Genomic DNA, 13,518 nt, shown 5'->3' with positions numbered 1-13,518 from the left:
AATCAGCCGACACCCCGGAGCAGGCGCAACAGCGGCTCCAGGGAGCCGACGACACTCGCCCCTCCCGCCTCACGCAGCAGCCTCGCCCTGCGCCCGTCGGGCGCGTAGCCGAGGAAGGGCACGCCGGCGTCGTTCGCGGCGGAGAGGTCGGAGGGGGAGTCGCCGATCATCAGGGCCGCCGAGGGGGCGGAGCCCATCGCGGACAGGGCCCGGTTGAGGCAGTGCGGGTCGGGCTTGAGCAGGTGCAGGTCGGTCGTACGGCCGTAGATGTGGGGGGCGAAGCAGGAGGTGAGGCCACGGTCGCGCAGATAGGAGCTGACCACCTTGGGAGAGTTGTTGGTGGTGATGGCCAGGCGGGAGCCGACCGCGGTCCAGGTGCGTATCAGGGGGTCGGCGTAGGGGGTGGGAAAGGCGGAGGCGGCGGCCCGCATCTCCTCCTGGGTCAGCCGTTCCTCCAGTTCGGCCACGAGATCGCTGCCGGGATGCCTCAGGTCAACGGCGCGCAGCAACTCGTGCGGGTCCGGCGAATCGCGCTCGGACGCGCTCAGCAGGTTGTGCAGCCCGCGTCCGGCCAGCCAGTCCACCAGGTCGGTCGCCACCCGTTCCGCCTTGTGCCGCGCGAACAGACGGCAGATCGGCCCGTCGAAGTCCCACAGGACGACCCGGGCACCTTTGATCAGTTCCCGGAGCTTCTCGATCTCGATCGCGGTCTGTTCGGTCTGCGTCGTCGCATCAGAAGTCACTAGGAGAGTGTCAGGTCCGTGGTGATGGTTTCCCAGAGGGCGTCGAACCACTTCTGCGATTGCTCCACGAACGCCGCGTCCCGCTGTCCGGCCCGCTGCGCGAAGGAGAACAGCAGCGACTCCGAGCCGCGGGTGTCGTACATCTCCAGCGTCCCGTGCTCGGTCCGCTCCGCACGCCGCGTGATCATGTAGTGCGCGAACAGCGCCTCCACCCCGTTGAGCAGATACAGCTTGACCGGCGGGGTGAACGGCAGCGCCCGGAAGGTGACGTGGACGTCGATGTCGTGGGTGCCGCGCAGCGCCTGGAGGTTGTGCCGGAGCACCTGGCCCTGGGCGTTGCGCATGGCCAGCCAGCGCTGGTGGACGGCGTCGTCCTCGTCGCTCCCCGCGTCGACGGAGACCGGGAAGGCGAGGTTGATGTCGCGGGACGGCAGCAGGATGCGGGCGTCGATCCGCTCGGGGCGCAGCCGGCCCTCATGGACCAGCCGCAGGGGCTCGCCGAGCGCCGGGATCAGGCTCCCCGCGGTCAGACAGGCGGCGTCGATGCGCACGTGCGGCGCCGAGAACGCCTCGATCAGCCGGGGCGCGAGGGCCACCATGGTGGGCTGCGGCTCCCCGCGCGCGGGCGCGGGCTCGGCGACCCGTGGCGGACGGCCCCTGCTCACGTCGGCGAGCAGCCCGGCGTCCTGGAGCACCCGCAGCGCCTGGCGCACGGCACCCCGCTCCACCCCGAACTTCCCCGCCAGCTCGGCCTGCGTGGGCAGTCGCTCGCCGGGCCGCAGCTCACCGGCACGAATGCGCTCGCGCAGGGTGTCGGCGATCTCATGGGGAGTGAGCCTTCTGCTGCCGTTCACTGCCGCATGCTCCTGAGTCACGACCGAACGCTACAACTCGACTCTGTCCGCAGGGAGTTGTCGGGAAGTTGTTTATCCCCTCGGACCAAGTGGGGACAACTTAAGTGAAGTTGGCTGCCAACTTACGGAAGTTGGTAAATCTTTGCTGACCGAAGGGGGAATCGCCGTGCCCGCCCTCGCCCTCCTCTCCGCCCTGTTCGTCATGGGCTTCGAGCAGCTCGTCCAGTGGAAGTACGGCGCCGTCGGCGTCGTCGGCATGCTGCTGCTCTCGGTCGGGATCAAGGCCAAGAGCCCGGCGGTCAGCTCCGCCGGCGCCGTCCTGCTCGCCGTGCTCCTCGCCGGCCCGGCGCTATGAACTGAGCACCGGGCCCGAACCGATCGTCTCCCACAGCGCGCCGAACCACAGCCGCGACTGCTCCACGAACGCGGCGTCCCGCTCCCCGGCCCCCCGCTCGAAGGTGTACAGCCTCGAGCGGGGGGGCCGTCGGCGTCGTACAGCTCCAGATGCTCGTGTGCCATCTCCCGCTCGAGGCGCCGGAGCGTGTAGTACGCGAACAGCGCCTCCACCCCGTTGAGCAGGTACAGCCTGACCGGCGGGGTGAACGGCAGCGCCCGGAGGGAGACCCCGGACGTCGATCTTGGCCGGTTTCAGTCGTCCCGCATGGTTCTGCCGGAGCGGCTCACCGACGGCCGGCGTCAGCGAGACCGAGGCCGGGCAGAGCGCGTCGGTCCGCACGTGGGAAGCGGTGAAGACGTCCGCGACGCGCGGCGCGAGCTCTTCACGCTGGCCGGTCTGCCCTTGGAGACGTGGGTGAGCAGCTGCTCCGACCACAGGATGCGCAGGGCCTGCCGTACGGCCCCGCGCTCGACGCCGAACTCGTCGGCCGGCTCGGCGTGGGTGGGCAATCTCTGACCCGCCCGCAGCACACCGGACCGATCCGGCTGCGCAGTTCGTCGGCGATCTCGCGATGGGACGGGTGGGGCCGCTGTGACCTCGTCCGTCCACTGGCGGAGACGTGCTCGGGATCCACGGACGGACACCACAACTTCCCGCCAAGTTACGGCAGTTCGCCGGTCGCTGGTTATGAGTCGCATCCCAACGGAGATAAGTACAGTGAAGTTGGCTGCCAACTTGCACAACCTGGTCAAGCTTCCCAGTGGTTGGCCGACCGGGCTCCCTTCCGGAGGGGAGCCGGGAGTCCGGGCAGGGGACGGCCACCGAAGCGCACAGTCACAACTGAACACGACAGCGCACAGCCACAACTGAACACCGCACAGCACAGCCACAACTGAACAGCTCGCTACGGATGCACAGCCGGCGTCACCGGGAGAAGGGATCGGTCAGAAGATGTCCGGGCACCACGGCCGCCCGGGCGAGCGGAACAGGGCGTCGGCCTTCCGGGCGGCGCCCTCTCGTTCTTCCCGCACCCGGCCGAGCGCCGCCAGCCGCAGCACCGACTCGCCACCGAGCCAGACCGAGGCCAACTCGGCCACGCCCAGGACGAGTTCGACACCCGCGTCGCTCGCCGGAACGCAGGAAGCCCCCTCGGGCGAGGCCTCCAGCCGGAACCGGCCCCCGGTCAGACCGGCGTCGTCCACGACCTCCAGGACCAGCGCGCCCGTGCTCTCGTACGTCCGCGCCTCCAGGGCCCGTACGACGTCCAGGATGCGCACCCACAGCCAGTCGGCGTGCCCGGTGACCCGGGCCGCGCGCGGGTCGGGGAGATAGTCCGGCAGCAGATCGTCGGGGCCGCGGAAACCGCTCTTGACCTTCGTGACCCAGTCTATCGAGCACAGGTAGTGCCACAGGGCGCGCTCGGCCGCCGGGGTGGTGCCGATGAGCTTGAGCACGGTGGCGGTCTGGTCCGGCTGCTTGCCGTTCCAGGTCGCGTCGGACTTGTACGCCACCAGCCCCTGGACCTCGTCGCCGGCCGATCGGTAGACGGCGTGGAACGGCTCGGTCCAGTTGGCGTGGTAACGGACTGCCCCGGTGTTCATCTGCCACCACAGCTCGCTGCGGCTGACCGCGCCGGGCTGGATGCGGCGGAACCGCTCGAACAGCTCGGGGCCGAGCTTGCGCACGTCCTCGCCGTCCACGAGGTCGATCCGGCCGCCGTCCGAGGGGCCGGACCAGCGCGGGTCGAGGCCGGCCCGGGGCACCTCCACGGTCCACTCGGTCGCCCAGGTCGCCGGACCGAAGCCGTACCGCCCGTAGATCGGATACTCGGCGGCGTTCAGCGTGGCGACGACGTCGCCGCGCTCCTTCGCCGCGTCGAGGTCCCGGTGCATCATGCGGGTGAGCAGGCCGCGGCGGCGGTGGGTGGGGCTGACGGTGACGTTGGAGATCGCGTCCGCTGCGACCAGGCCGCCGCCGACCACGGTCAGCTCCTGGTCGAAGGAGCGGAAGGTGGCCACGCACCGGCCGCCGTCGAAGGCGCCGAGGAGCCGGCCCGGCACGAACTGCGCGCGCCGGGCCTCGAGTTCCTCGGCGGTCAGCACGGGTGGCTGCAGGAACCCGGTGGCCAGCGCGCGCTGCCAGTCCGCGAAATCGGTCTCGGTGATGGTCCGGAGGTCGGTCATGGGCCCACGGTAGGCGGACGGCCCGCCGGGTGTCCTGCGGATTGAGGACCTCAGATCAGCAGGTCGTCGACCTGGGCCTCGCCCACCCGGTACCGCCGGGCGATCTCCGCGCTGCACGCGTCGGTCGTGTGCTGCAGGCGCTGGCGGCGCCCGGACACCTCCTGCTCGTACCGGACCAGACGCCCCATCGCCGTGGTCAGTTCGAGATCCGTCCGCGCCTCCAGGTCCGACAGCTCCACCTCGGCGAGCATCTCGGCGGCCAGCTGCCGGTACTCCTCGTTGTGCGGGGTGCCGAGCGTGACATGGCGGGCCGAGGAGCGGTGCCGGGCCGGGGCGTCCTTGAGGATCTCCGGGAGCCGGTCGACCACGGAGCCGTCCGCGGGCGCCGGCACGGAGGCCCGGCCGCGCCGGCACAGCTCCGCCCGCAGGATGTCGATACGGCCCTGCAGCAGCCGCCGCACATAGCTCAGGTCCGCTTCGTCGCGCTGCGCGTCGCGGCGCAGGGTGCGCAGCTCGGGCAGGCTCAGCCGGGACAGTTCGGGCTCGGGCGGCTCTTCGGGCAGCGCCGGGCCCGGCGGAGCGTCGGCGCGCTGGGCGGGCGGCCGGTACGTCCCCTGCGTCCCCAGCCGTCCGCTGGTACTCGGTGTGCTCATGTGCGTGTGACCGTCCCCTCGACCGGCGTGTGGAAGCATCGTGCCACCCCAAGTGGCCACAATGTGACCGAGTGCCCCCGAACGGCCCTAGATGGTGGGTAAGGGATCGATATTGGACCCGCTGTCACCGCCTACCGGGCACCCGGCATGATGGTCCGCATGCGTGCGGTGGTGCAGAGAGTGGACGGCGCGAGCGTCGTCGTGGACGGCGAGGCGGTCGGCGCGATCGAGGGCGAGGGGCTGTGCGTCCTCGTCGGGGTGACCCACGAGGACACCAAGGAGAAGGCGGCGCAGCTGGCCCGCAAGCTCTGGACGATCCGGATGCTGCAGGACGAGCGGTCGTGCAGCGACATCGACGCCCCGCTGCTGGTCATCAGCCAGTTCACGCTGTACGGCGACGCGCGCAAGGGGCGCCGGCCGACCTGGAACGCGGCGGCGCCGGGCGACGTGGCCGAGCCGCTGGTGGACGAGGTGGTGTCGCAGCTGCGGACGCTGGGGGCGACGGTGGCGACGGGACGCTTCGGCGCGAAGATGCGGGTGTCCCTGACGAACGACGGGCCGTTCACGGTGCTGCTGGAGATCTAGGCCCAGTCCGCGCGGCGCCGTCCCGTGCGGCCCGTTCCACGCGTCCCGTGCGGCCTCCTCCGCGAGCAGGGCGGGTTTCACCGGCGGCCCGGGCGGGATACCCATGGCGCGTGATTCCATCCAAGGTCGATGACACCCTGCCGGAGCTGGCCCCCTTCGTCCGCGCCGTGCAGGCGCGAAGGCCCGACCACGGCACCTGGTGCGAGGCGTGGACGGTACGGGACGTCCTGATCCACCAGACGGGCAATGCCGAGGAACTGGCCCGGGTGCTCCAGGCGTTCCTCGCGGGAACGCCGGTGGAGACCAGGGGCTTCGACCGGGAGGCTCCCTTCCGGCGGATGTCCGACCCCGAGCTGTGGGCCGCGTTCATGAACCGCTGCGAACGGCTCACCGAGGTCGCCGCGGCCGCCGCCCAGGACCTGTCGCCGGACACGGAGGTGAGGTGGACCGGCCGGACGGTGACGGTGCCCTTCTTCGCGGAGCACATGCGTGAGGAGCTGATCCTGCACCGCTGGGACCTGACCGGCGACGACCGGACCGCGGTGCGGGCGCTCGACGAGCCCTGGATGACCGAGCACAGCGTGGTGTCGGTCGGCCGGCCCTTGCTGGCACGGGGCAGCGCCGGCCTGGATCCGGGGCCCGACGGCCGGGTCGAGGGCCGGCTGCGCACCCCGGGTACGGACGACATCGTGGTGACCGCCGACGCCGGGGGCAGCAGCATCCGGTTCGCCGCCCCCGAGGGCCCCGCCACGATCGAGAGCGATGCGGCCACCCGCGTCCTGCTGCTGTGGGGACGGCGCCCGGCCGACCCCACACGCTGGCACAGCTCCGCCGGACCGGAGGCCCTGCGCCGGGTACGGAGCCTCCTGAGCGGCTACTGAGACGGCGCGGAGCCCCCTACGGCTCGACCACGACCTCCTGCGCGGCCGCCGTCTCACCGGCCATGAGCCGGGCGTCGACCGGCACGTTCCGCTTGACCAGCGCCAGGGCCACCGGGCCCAGTTCGTGGTGCCGTGCCGAGGTCGTCACGAAACCGATCTTGCGGCCGTCGGGCCCTTCGTCCGCGATGCGGATCTCCGTGCCCGGCACCGGCAGACGCACCTCGCTGCCGTCCAGGTGCAGGAAGACCAGCCGACGCGGCGGCTTGCCCAGGTTCTGGACCCGGGCGACGGTCTCCTGACCCCGGTAGCAGCCCTTCTGCAGGTGCACGGCCGTACCGATCCAGCCCAGCTCGTGGGGGATCGTCCGGTGGTCCGTCTCGAAGCCCAGCCGGGGCCGGTGCTGCTCGACGCGCAGCGCCTCGTGGGCGAGCAGACCCGCGGCGGGGCCGTGCGCGGCGGCGAAGGACTCCAGATCCTCGCGCGGGAGGAAGAGGTCACGGCCGTACGCCGTCTCGCGGACGACGACCCCGTCCGGCGCCTCGGCGATCGAGCCGGCGGGCAGGTGGACGACCGCGAAGTCGGCCGTGCGGTCGGCGACCTCCACCCGGTAGAAGAACTTCATCGATTCCAGGTACGCGACCAGGGCGGCCTGCGTGCCGGGCTCCACGTGCGCCCAGACGGTGCTGCCGTCGTCCACCAGGTACAGCGCGTGCTCGATGTGCCCGTGCGCGGACAGGATCAGCGCCTCGGTGGCCTCACCGGGGGGCAGCTCGCTGACGTGCTGGGTGAGCAGCAGGTGCAGCCAGCTCAGCCGGTCCTCACCGCTGACGGTGACGACCCCGCGGTGGGACAGGTCGACGAAACCGGTGCCGTCGGCGAGGGCGCGCTGCTCACGGAACAGGTCTCCGTAGTGGGCCGCGACACCTTCGTCGACACCCTCGGCGGGGACGGCGCCGGGCAGGGACAGCAGAGGGCTCTTCATACCGTCAGCCTACGACGTGGTAGTTGAACTCTTCAGCGAACAGTCCTTGCACCTGCCGAAGATCGCGAAGTGCTTCATGTCCGTGTCGAAGCCGAACTGCGCCCGCAGCTTCGCCGTGAACTCCGCTGCCACGTCCACGTCCGCCTCGATCACGTTCTCGCAGTCGCGGCACACCAGGTGCAGGTGGTGGTGGCGATCGGCGAGGTGGTACGTGGGCGCACCGTGCCCGAGGTGGGCGTGGCTGACCAGGCCCAGCTCCTCCAGCAGCTCCAGCGTCCGGTAGACCGTGGAAATGTTGACCCCCGACGCCGTCTTCCTCACTTCCACGAGGATGTCGTCGGGGGTCGCGTGCTCAAGGGTGTCCACGGCTTCGAGGACAAGCTGCCGCTGCGGCGTCAGCCGGTAGCCGCGCTGCCTGAGGTCGCTCTTCCAGTCGGTGCTCACCACACCGGAAAGTCTAGAACCACTCGAACAGGACTACTTGAAGAAGGCGATGCCGTCGTCCGGCAGGTCGTCCGGCAGGGCCTTGGCCCAGCGCTCGACGTCCTCGGGGGTGACGACCTTCTTCAGGTGCGCCGACATGTAGGGGCGCAGCTCGACGTCCGGGGTCTGCTTCTCGCCGACCCACATCAGGTCGCTCTTGACGTACCCGTAGAGCCGCTTGCCCCCGCTGTAGGGCTGCGAGGCCGCCGTACGGGCGACGGCGTCCGTGACCAGGTCGATCTGCGGCTTCTTGTCGGCCATCTCGCCGTACCAGATCTCGATGACTCCGTCGTCGCGGGTCATCGTCACCTCGACCTTGCGGTCGGCGTCGATCCGCCAGAAGCCGGACTCCGACTCCAGCGGGCGGACCTTGTTGCCGTCCTTGTCCAGCACCCAGGTGTGGGAGTGGTACTCCAGGAAGTCCCGGCCGTCGTGGGTGAAGCTGACCTCCTGGCCGAAGTTGCACTTCTCCGAGCCGGGGAAGTCGTGCACGCCTGCCCCGGCCCAGTTGCCGAGCAGGAAGGCGAGCGGGACGAGGTCCTTGTGCAGGTCGGACGGGATCTCGATCATGAGAGCTAATTCCTAGACGTGGGTCAGCGCTGGCCCTGGTACAGCTTCTTCACGGTCAGGTACGCGAAGGCGAGCACGCCGACGCAGACCAGGACCAGCAGGGTTTCGAAGAAGATCTCCACGGGTGCTCCTTGAGCGTGGGTGGGCGGACGACAGAGCCGGGGCCCAGCTTACGCGGCCGGGCTCCGGCTCTCTTGGCGAGGTGGGCCGCAAGGGCTCGGTCGGGCAGTTGCCGCTGCGGCACGACCGTCCGCCGGACGTGGATCTCCTTCGCGGCCCTCGAAGCCGTGGGGAACGACTCCGTCTATCGCGGACGCGTACGCCGGCGCCACGCGCAGTGCGCGGGCCGGCCCGTCGTAGCCGGCGAACCCGTCCTGGCGGACCTCGTCGGCGAGCGGGCCGGTCTCGAACCGGAGCAGGTGGATCCGGGTGCGGGTGCCGTCCGGCACGGTCCACGCCACGCGCAGCGACGTGCCGCAGGCCGTGGCCGGTGAGCACGCCCCGGAGTGCGTCCCGGCCGCCCCTGCTCGCGCACTGCGCCGGGAACACCGCCGGCTTCACCCTTCCGTGGTCGCCGGCGAACGCCGTGCCGGCCTCGGCCCCGCCCGGCGCGGGCAGCACCGGTCCGCGCAGGTCGGCGTGGTGGACGGAGGCCTTGTCGCGCTCGGGGAACGGGGCGGGGCTGCCGGCGGGCAGCGGTGGTCGCACGATCAACGGGCCGTCCCGGCGGCCGCGCGGGCGGCGGGGCCCGGGACGTCGGTGCGTTCCCTGCGGGTGATCCCGTACGCCGTCGACGCGCCCGCCGCCGCGACCACCAGGACGGTGGTGATCGCCATCGAGGCCCTGCACCCCGGCCGAGCCGACCGCGAGGGCTTACCCTTCCGGCATGGCGAAGAAGCTCGTGATCAAGGTGACAGCCGGGGCCGATGCCCCCGAGCGCTGCTCGCAGGCGTTCACCGTGGCGGCGGTGGCCGTGGCCAGCGGGGTCGAGGTGTCGCTGTGGCTGACCGGGGAGTCGTCCTGGTTCGCGCTGCCGGGGCGGGCTGCCGAGTTCGAGCTGCCCCACGCGGCCCCGCTGCCGGACCTGGTCGAGTCGATCCTGGCCGCGGGTCGCATCACGCTGTGCACACAGTGCGCGGCCCGGCGGGAGATCACCGAGAAGGACGTCATCGAGGGCGTGCGGATCGCGGGCGCACAGGTCTTCGTGCAGGAGGCACTGGCCGACGACACCCAGGCCCTCGTCTACTGAGACGCCTACCGGCGCGGGCGCTTCTTGCCGTCCAGCTCGTCCCACCACTCGTCGGACTGGGGGTCGCCGGAGGGATCGTCCCACCAGCGGTCCTCCGGGCCCCGCCGGTTGGCGATCATCGCCGCGACCGGCGGGATGATCATGGCCACGACGCACATGCCGACGGCCGCCGGCACGGACCAGATACGCACGACTCCCCAGGCCAGGACGAAGAGCCCGATGCAGGTGCCCATCATGGCGAAATAGATGTGACGCCGACGCGCGTACATAGGTCCAGCGTAAACACGGTGGGCTGCGTGGCGCTGCCCTGCGCTACCGCCGTCCGCGCCGACGGCGGCCCGGCCGATCCCACCCGCCTGTCACAACTGATCCACAATGTGCCCGGCGGCCGGGCCGGCAGGGTTACCGTGACGTAGCCAGACCTGCCGCCGACCCGGGGGAACACCACCATGCGCGCCCTGCGAATAATCCTGATCCTCGTCGTGATCCTGGGTGGGCTGTTCGTGATCGCGGACCGGGTCGCGGTGCACTTCGCCGAGGGGGAGGCCGCCGACAAGCTGAAGGCGTCGGAGAACCTGGCCTCGACGCCGGACGTGAGCATCAAGGGGTTCCCGTTCCTCACCCAGGTCGCGGGCGGGTCGCTCGACGACGTCGAGGTCGGCATCAAGGACTACCAGGCCGCGACCGGGACCGCCGGGAAGACGATCCGGATCGACGACCTGCAGGCCGACATGAAGGGCGTCGCGTTCTCCGGGGACTACAGCTCCGCCACCGCGGCCACCGCCACCGGCACCGCCACGATCTCCTACGCCGAGCTGCTGAAGACGGCCGATTCCCAGCCGACCGAGGTCGCCCCCGGGGTCACAGCCCGGATCGTCGGCCTCTCCGACGGCGGCAACGGCAAGATCAAGGTCATGGTGGAGGGCAAGGTCTCGTCCCTCGGGATCAAGCAGACCGTGCCCGTGCTCAGCTCGGTGAGCGTCGTGAACGACAAGGTGCAGGTCCACGCCGACTCGCTGCCCAAGCTCGGCGCCGCCGCGATCGCCGAGAACCGCATCCGCGAGATCACCGACTTCCAGCAGGCCGTCAACCAGTTGCCCGGCGGCATCAAGCTGGACAAGGTGCAGGCCGCCAAGAACGGCGTGGAGATCACGGTGAAGGGTTCGGACGTCAGGCTGGCGGGGTAGGCACACTCCCGGCGGACGGTACTCGTCCGGCTGGCGAGACGACGGTGTCCGTACCGTAGATACGAAGAGTGACGCGAGCGCCCGGGAAGCCGTACGGCGGCCACCGGGCGCTTCCCTTGTCCCGCCATACGGACGATCGCGTCTCGTCATGTGACACGCCGGTGACACGCCCGCCCGGACGTCCCTACGATCGAGGCCATGAAGCGACAGGCGGATCTCACGAAGCGGCGGGCAGTGGACCTGTGCCGCGTTGCCGCCATGCTCTGTCGCCCCTTCTGAGCGAAAGTCCCCGAACTTCCGCATCTCATCCCCGCCCTGCCGGAAGGGCACCCGTGCGCCGTTCGGGCGCACCCCCCTCTCTACACGCACGCCCCCGCAACTGCCCCGGAGGAGAAAGAGCATGAGCCGCACCGACGTCCTGGTCGACGCCGACTGGCTGCAGGAGCACCTGGACGACCCGGCCATCGCCATCGTCGAGGTGGACGAGGACACGTCCGCCTACGAGAAGAACCACATCAAGAACGCGATCCGCATCGACTGGACCAAGGACCTGCAGGACCCGGTCCGCCGCGACTTCATCGACCAGGAGGGCTTCGAGAAGCTCCTGTCGGAGAAGGGCATCGCCAACGACACCCAGGTGATCCTCTACGGCGGCAACAACAACTGGTTCGCGTCGTACGCCTACTGGTACTTCAAGCTCTACGGCCACGAGAACGTCAAGCTCCTCGACGGCGGCCGCAAGAAGTGGGAGCTGGACGCCCGCGAGCTGGTCGCCGGCGACGAGGTCCCCGAGCGCGCCAGGACGGACTACAAGGCCAAGCCGCAGGACGCCTCGATCCGCGCCTTCCGTGACGACGTCGTGGCGGCCATCGGCTCGCACAACCTGGTCGACGTCCGCTCCCCCGACGAGTTCTCCGGCAAGCTGCTCGCCCCGGCGCACCTGCCGCAGGAGCAGTCGCAGCGGCCGGGTCACGTCCCGTCCGCCAAGAACATCCCGTGGTCGAAGAACGCCAACGACGACGGCACCTTCAAGTCGGACGAGGACCTGAAGGCCCTCTACGCCGAGGAGAACGTGGACCTCGCCAAGGACACGATCGCCTACTGCCGCATCGGTGAGCGCTCGGCCCTGACCTGGTTCGTGCTGCACGAGCTGCTCGGCGTCGAGAACGTCAAGAACTACGACGGTTCGTGGACCGAGTACGGCTCCCTCGTCGGCGTGCCGATCGAGCTCGGCGCCGGTAAGTAAGACACCCCACCCCTCTGGAGAAACAGCATGTGTGGAGCGAAGGCCGGCGGCCCCGACGCCTCGACGATCAAGCCCGGTGAGACCACGATCCAGGGTCAGGTGACCCGCGACGGCGAGCCGGTGACGGGCTACGTCCGGCTGCTGGACGCGACCGGCGAGTTCACGGCGGAGGTGCCGACCTCCGCGACCGGCCAGTTCCGCTTCTACGCGGCCGAGGGCACGTGGACCGTGCGTGCGCTGGTGCCGGGCGGCTCGGCCGACCGCACCGTGGTGGCCCAGAAGGGCGGCCTGGCCGAGGTTGCCATCGCGGTCTGAGCGGGTTCAGTGACGGCGGAGGGCCGTACCCCCTGGGTTGGACGCCAGTGGGGGTACGGCCCTCCGGCATGTGCGGGTGCGCCCGTGCGGGTCCGCGGGACCTGATGCGGGGTCATGCCGACGCGGCCGCCATTAACGCGTCTCTCCTCGGGGCGCCGGTAGCGACACGCTTGCCGCCAGTGTGGCTGATTGTCATATATTCACTCAAAAGGTCTAGCGGTGTGTCAATCCCCCTTTTCTGAGGGCGACTTGAGACTTGCGCTCCGGGCGAGATGCGGCGACCAAACGTCAGAATTCCCCCGATTGGTTCCATGCAACCCAGTCTCCTGGCATTCCCGACATGACAGAGATGCGGCCGGTTTATACGTTCCATTTCGACCGGCCGATGAGTCGGCGTCTCACAGACTGGAGATGCACCATGCAGATCACTCGCACCACGGTTGTCACCGCGGCTGTGGCGGCTGCCGCGGCCCTGGCCGCGACCGGCGTAACGTACGCCACAGCCGCTTCCGCCCCCGAGGCGGCGGCTCCGGCGGCTGTCGCCGCCGCGCCTGCCGCCGCCCACCTCGGTGGCGGCACGAGCAACAACAACGGCAACAACAACAACGGCAACAACAACAACAACAACGGCAACAACAACGGCAAGGGCAACGAGGGCCACGAGGGCCACGAGGGCGGCGGCCGGGAGGGTGGCCGCGGCCACCGCGAGTTCCCCGGCAGGATCCTCGTCAACGAGCGGTCCTACTCCGCCCACCCCGGTGACTGCATCACCGTGGTCAGCGGCCTCGGTGCCCGGAGCCTGAACATCCGCAACGAGAGCCGCAAGACCGTCGAGGTCTTCCGCGGGGCCGTCTGCGACAACGGTGCTCCCATCGCCACCGTTGGACCGTTCAGCTCCAGCAACGGCGTGCGCTCGCGCACCCCCGAGGGCATCCACATCCACAAGGGCGTGGTCGCCAGCTTCCGCGTGGTCTGCGACTACGGCTGGGGCGGCTGGGGCGGCGGCTGGGGCGGCGACGGCGGCTGGGGCGGCGACGGCGGCGGCTGGGGCGGCGGCGACGGCGGCGGCTGGGGCGGCGGCGGCTGGGGCGGCGGCGACGACGGCGGGAGGTAGTCCTAAGGTCGCCGCATGACATGGAGCCCCGGCCCGCCGGAATCGGGCCGGGGCTCCAGGCTTGACCATTGTCCGG

The 13,518-nt window shown here is 70.5% G+C and carries 18 protein-coding genes and 1 pseudogene; 9 read left to right on the top strand and 10 right to left on the bottom strand.

Translation table 11 applies throughout. The features are described from left to right. Nucleotides 1-2: 2 nt before the first annotated feature. Nucleotides 3-743 carry an HAD-IA family hydrolase gene (locus tag AB0L59_RS38230; protein WP_365591619.1) on the bottom strand — a complete coding sequence of 247 codons (741 nt, stop codon included), beginning with the start codon at nucleotides 741-743 and terminating at the stop codon, nucleotides 3-5. Further along, nucleotides 743-1,597, bottom strand: a complete 855-nt coding sequence (locus AB0L59_RS38225; RefSeq protein WP_365591694.1) for a winged helix-turn-helix domain-containing protein — start codon at nucleotides 1,595-1,597, stop codon at nucleotides 743-745. Before AB0L59_RS38225 ends, AB0L59_RS38230 begins: the two co-directional genes overlap by 1 nt. Before the next feature lie 166 nt (nucleotides 1,598-1,763). Here AB0L59_RS38225 and AB0L59_RS38220 point away from each other — a divergent pair, with 166 nt between their 5' ends. Continuing rightward, nucleotides 1,764-1,952 carry a hypothetical protein gene (locus AB0L59_RS38220; protein ID WP_365591617.1) on the top strand — a complete coding sequence of 63 codons (189 nt, stop codon included), beginning with the start codon at nucleotides 1,764-1,766 and terminating at the stop codon, nucleotides 1,950-1,952. On the opposite strand, the pseudogene AB0L59_RS38215 reads toward AB0L59_RS38220, so the two are convergent. The 3 genes and pseudogenes from AB0L59_RS38215 to AB0L59_RS38205 all read right to left on the bottom strand — a co-directional run bounded on the left by AB0L59_RS38215 (nucleotide 1,947) and on the right by AB0L59_RS38205 (nucleotide 4,830). Further along, a pseudogene (locus tag AB0L59_RS38215) lies at nucleotides 1,947-2,559 on the bottom strand (GntR family transcriptional regulator). The gene AB0L59_RS38220 and the pseudogene AB0L59_RS38215 sit on opposite strands and share 6 nt — an antisense overlap. A gap of 379 nt (nucleotides 2,560-2,938) precedes the next feature. Then, nucleotides 2,939-4,177 (bottom strand): GNAT family N-acetyltransferase, encoded by a 1,239-nt coding sequence (locus AB0L59_RS38210; RefSeq protein WP_365591614.1) that lies wholly within the window; start codon nucleotides 4,175-4,177, stop codon nucleotides 2,939-2,941. A 50-nt stretch (nucleotides 4,178-4,227) separates the two neighbouring features. Continuing rightward, nucleotides 4,228-4,830: an aerial mycelium formation protein gene (locus AB0L59_RS38205; protein WP_365591612.1), complete on the bottom strand. Its 603-nt coding sequence runs from the start codon at nucleotides 4,828-4,830 to the stop codon at nucleotides 4,228-4,230. 159 nt (nucleotides 4,831-4,989) lie between these two features. Here AB0L59_RS38205 and dtd point away from each other — a divergent pair, with 159 nt between their 5' ends. Together dtd and AB0L59_RS38195 are read left to right on the top strand one after the other, a co-directional pair. Next, nucleotides 4,990-5,415 (top strand): D-aminoacyl-tRNA deacylase, encoded by a 426-nt coding sequence (gene dtd, locus AB0L59_RS38200; protein WP_365591609.1) that lies wholly within the window; start codon nucleotides 4,990-4,992, stop codon nucleotides 5,413-5,415. A 110-nt stretch (nucleotides 5,416-5,525) separates the two neighbouring features. After that, nucleotides 5,526-6,296, top strand: a complete 771-nt coding sequence (locus tag AB0L59_RS38195) for a maleylpyruvate isomerase N-terminal domain-containing protein (protein ID WP_365591607.1) — start codon at nucleotides 5,526-5,528, stop codon at nucleotides 6,294-6,296. A 16-nt stretch (nucleotides 6,297-6,312) separates the two neighbouring features. On the opposite strand, the gene AB0L59_RS38190 is transcribed toward AB0L59_RS38195, so the two are convergent. The 4 genes from AB0L59_RS38190 to AB0L59_RS38175 all read right to left on the bottom strand — a co-directional run bounded on the left by AB0L59_RS38190 (nucleotide 6,313) and on the right by AB0L59_RS38175 (nucleotide 9,167). Next, the gene (locus AB0L59_RS38190) at nucleotides 6,313-7,278 is read right to left on the bottom strand and encodes a folate-binding protein (protein WP_365591604.1); all 966 of its coding nucleotides are present in this window, start codon (nucleotides 7,276-7,278) and stop codon (nucleotides 6,313-6,315) included. 9 nt (nucleotides 7,279-7,287) lie between these two features. Continuing rightward, the gene (locus tag AB0L59_RS38185; RefSeq protein ID WP_351030817.1) at nucleotides 7,288-7,725 is read right to left on the bottom strand and encodes a Fur family transcriptional regulator; all 438 of its coding nucleotides are present in this window, start codon (nucleotides 7,723-7,725) and stop codon (nucleotides 7,288-7,290) included. Nucleotides 7,726-7,755: 30 nt separating this feature from the next. Then, on the bottom strand, nucleotides 7,756-8,331 hold the full coding sequence (locus AB0L59_RS38180; RefSeq protein WP_365591601.1) for an FABP family protein: 576 nt from the start codon (nucleotides 8,329-8,331) through the stop codon (nucleotides 7,756-7,758). Between the two features lie 710 nt (nucleotides 8,332-9,041). Then, nucleotides 9,042-9,167, bottom strand: coding sequence for a hypothetical protein (locus tag AB0L59_RS38175; protein ID WP_365591598.1), 126 nt, complete (start codon nucleotides 9,165-9,167; stop codon nucleotides 9,042-9,044). Between the two features lie 50 nt (nucleotides 9,168-9,217). Between AB0L59_RS38175 and AB0L59_RS38170 the strand changes: the two genes are divergently transcribed. Continuing rightward, nucleotides 9,218-9,580 (top strand): DsrE family protein, encoded by a 363-nt coding sequence (locus AB0L59_RS38170; RefSeq protein ID WP_365591595.1) that lies wholly within the window; start codon nucleotides 9,218-9,220, stop codon nucleotides 9,578-9,580. A 5-nt stretch (nucleotides 9,581-9,585) separates the two neighbouring features. On the opposite strand, the gene AB0L59_RS38165 is transcribed toward AB0L59_RS38170, so the two are convergent. Then, nucleotides 9,586-9,849 (bottom strand): DUF3099 domain-containing protein, encoded by a 264-nt coding sequence (locus AB0L59_RS38165; protein ID WP_365591592.1) that lies wholly within the window; start codon nucleotides 9,847-9,849, stop codon nucleotides 9,586-9,588. 180 nt (nucleotides 9,850-10,029) lie between these two features. Here AB0L59_RS38165 and AB0L59_RS38160 point away from each other — a divergent pair, with 180 nt between their 5' ends. From AB0L59_RS38160 to AB0L59_RS38140, 5 genes are all read left to right on the top strand, one after another. After that, nucleotides 10,030-10,767: a DUF2993 domain-containing protein gene (locus AB0L59_RS38160; RefSeq protein WP_365591590.1), complete on the top strand. Its 738-nt coding sequence runs from the start codon at nucleotides 10,030-10,032 to the stop codon at nucleotides 10,765-10,767. A gap of 198 nt (nucleotides 10,768-10,965) precedes the next feature. Beyond that, entirely contained in the window at nucleotides 10,966-11,046 is an 81-nt protein-coding gene (locus tag AB0L59_RS38155) for an Ms5788A family Cys-rich leader peptide (protein WP_350751515.1), read from the top strand. Between the two features lie 121 nt (nucleotides 11,047-11,167). Continuing rightward, nucleotides 11,168-12,013 carry a sulfurtransferase gene (locus AB0L59_RS38150; protein WP_365591587.1) on the top strand — a complete coding sequence of 282 codons (846 nt, stop codon included), beginning with the start codon at nucleotides 11,168-11,170 and terminating at the stop codon, nucleotides 12,011-12,013. Between the two features lie 27 nt (nucleotides 12,014-12,040). Further along, nucleotides 12,041-12,328, top strand: coding sequence for a DUF1416 domain-containing protein (locus AB0L59_RS38145; protein ID WP_365591584.1), 288 nt, complete (start codon nucleotides 12,041-12,043; stop codon nucleotides 12,326-12,328). A gap of 418 nt (nucleotides 12,329-12,746) precedes the next feature. Beyond that, nucleotides 12,747-13,442 (top strand): hypothetical protein, encoded by a 696-nt coding sequence (locus AB0L59_RS38140; protein WP_365591582.1) that lies wholly within the window; start codon nucleotides 12,747-12,749, stop codon nucleotides 13,440-13,442. Nucleotides 13,443-13,518: the final 76 nt, after the last annotated feature.

The sequence above is a fragment of the Streptomyces sp. NPDC052109 genome (assembly GCF_040680195.1).
In the GTDB taxonomy this organism is placed as follows: domain Bacteria; phylum Actinomycetota; class Actinomycetes; order Streptomycetales; family Streptomycetaceae; genus Streptomyces.
The sequence above is the reverse complement of the archived record's forward strand: the minus strand, read 5'-3'. Positions and strand labels throughout refer to the sequence as shown.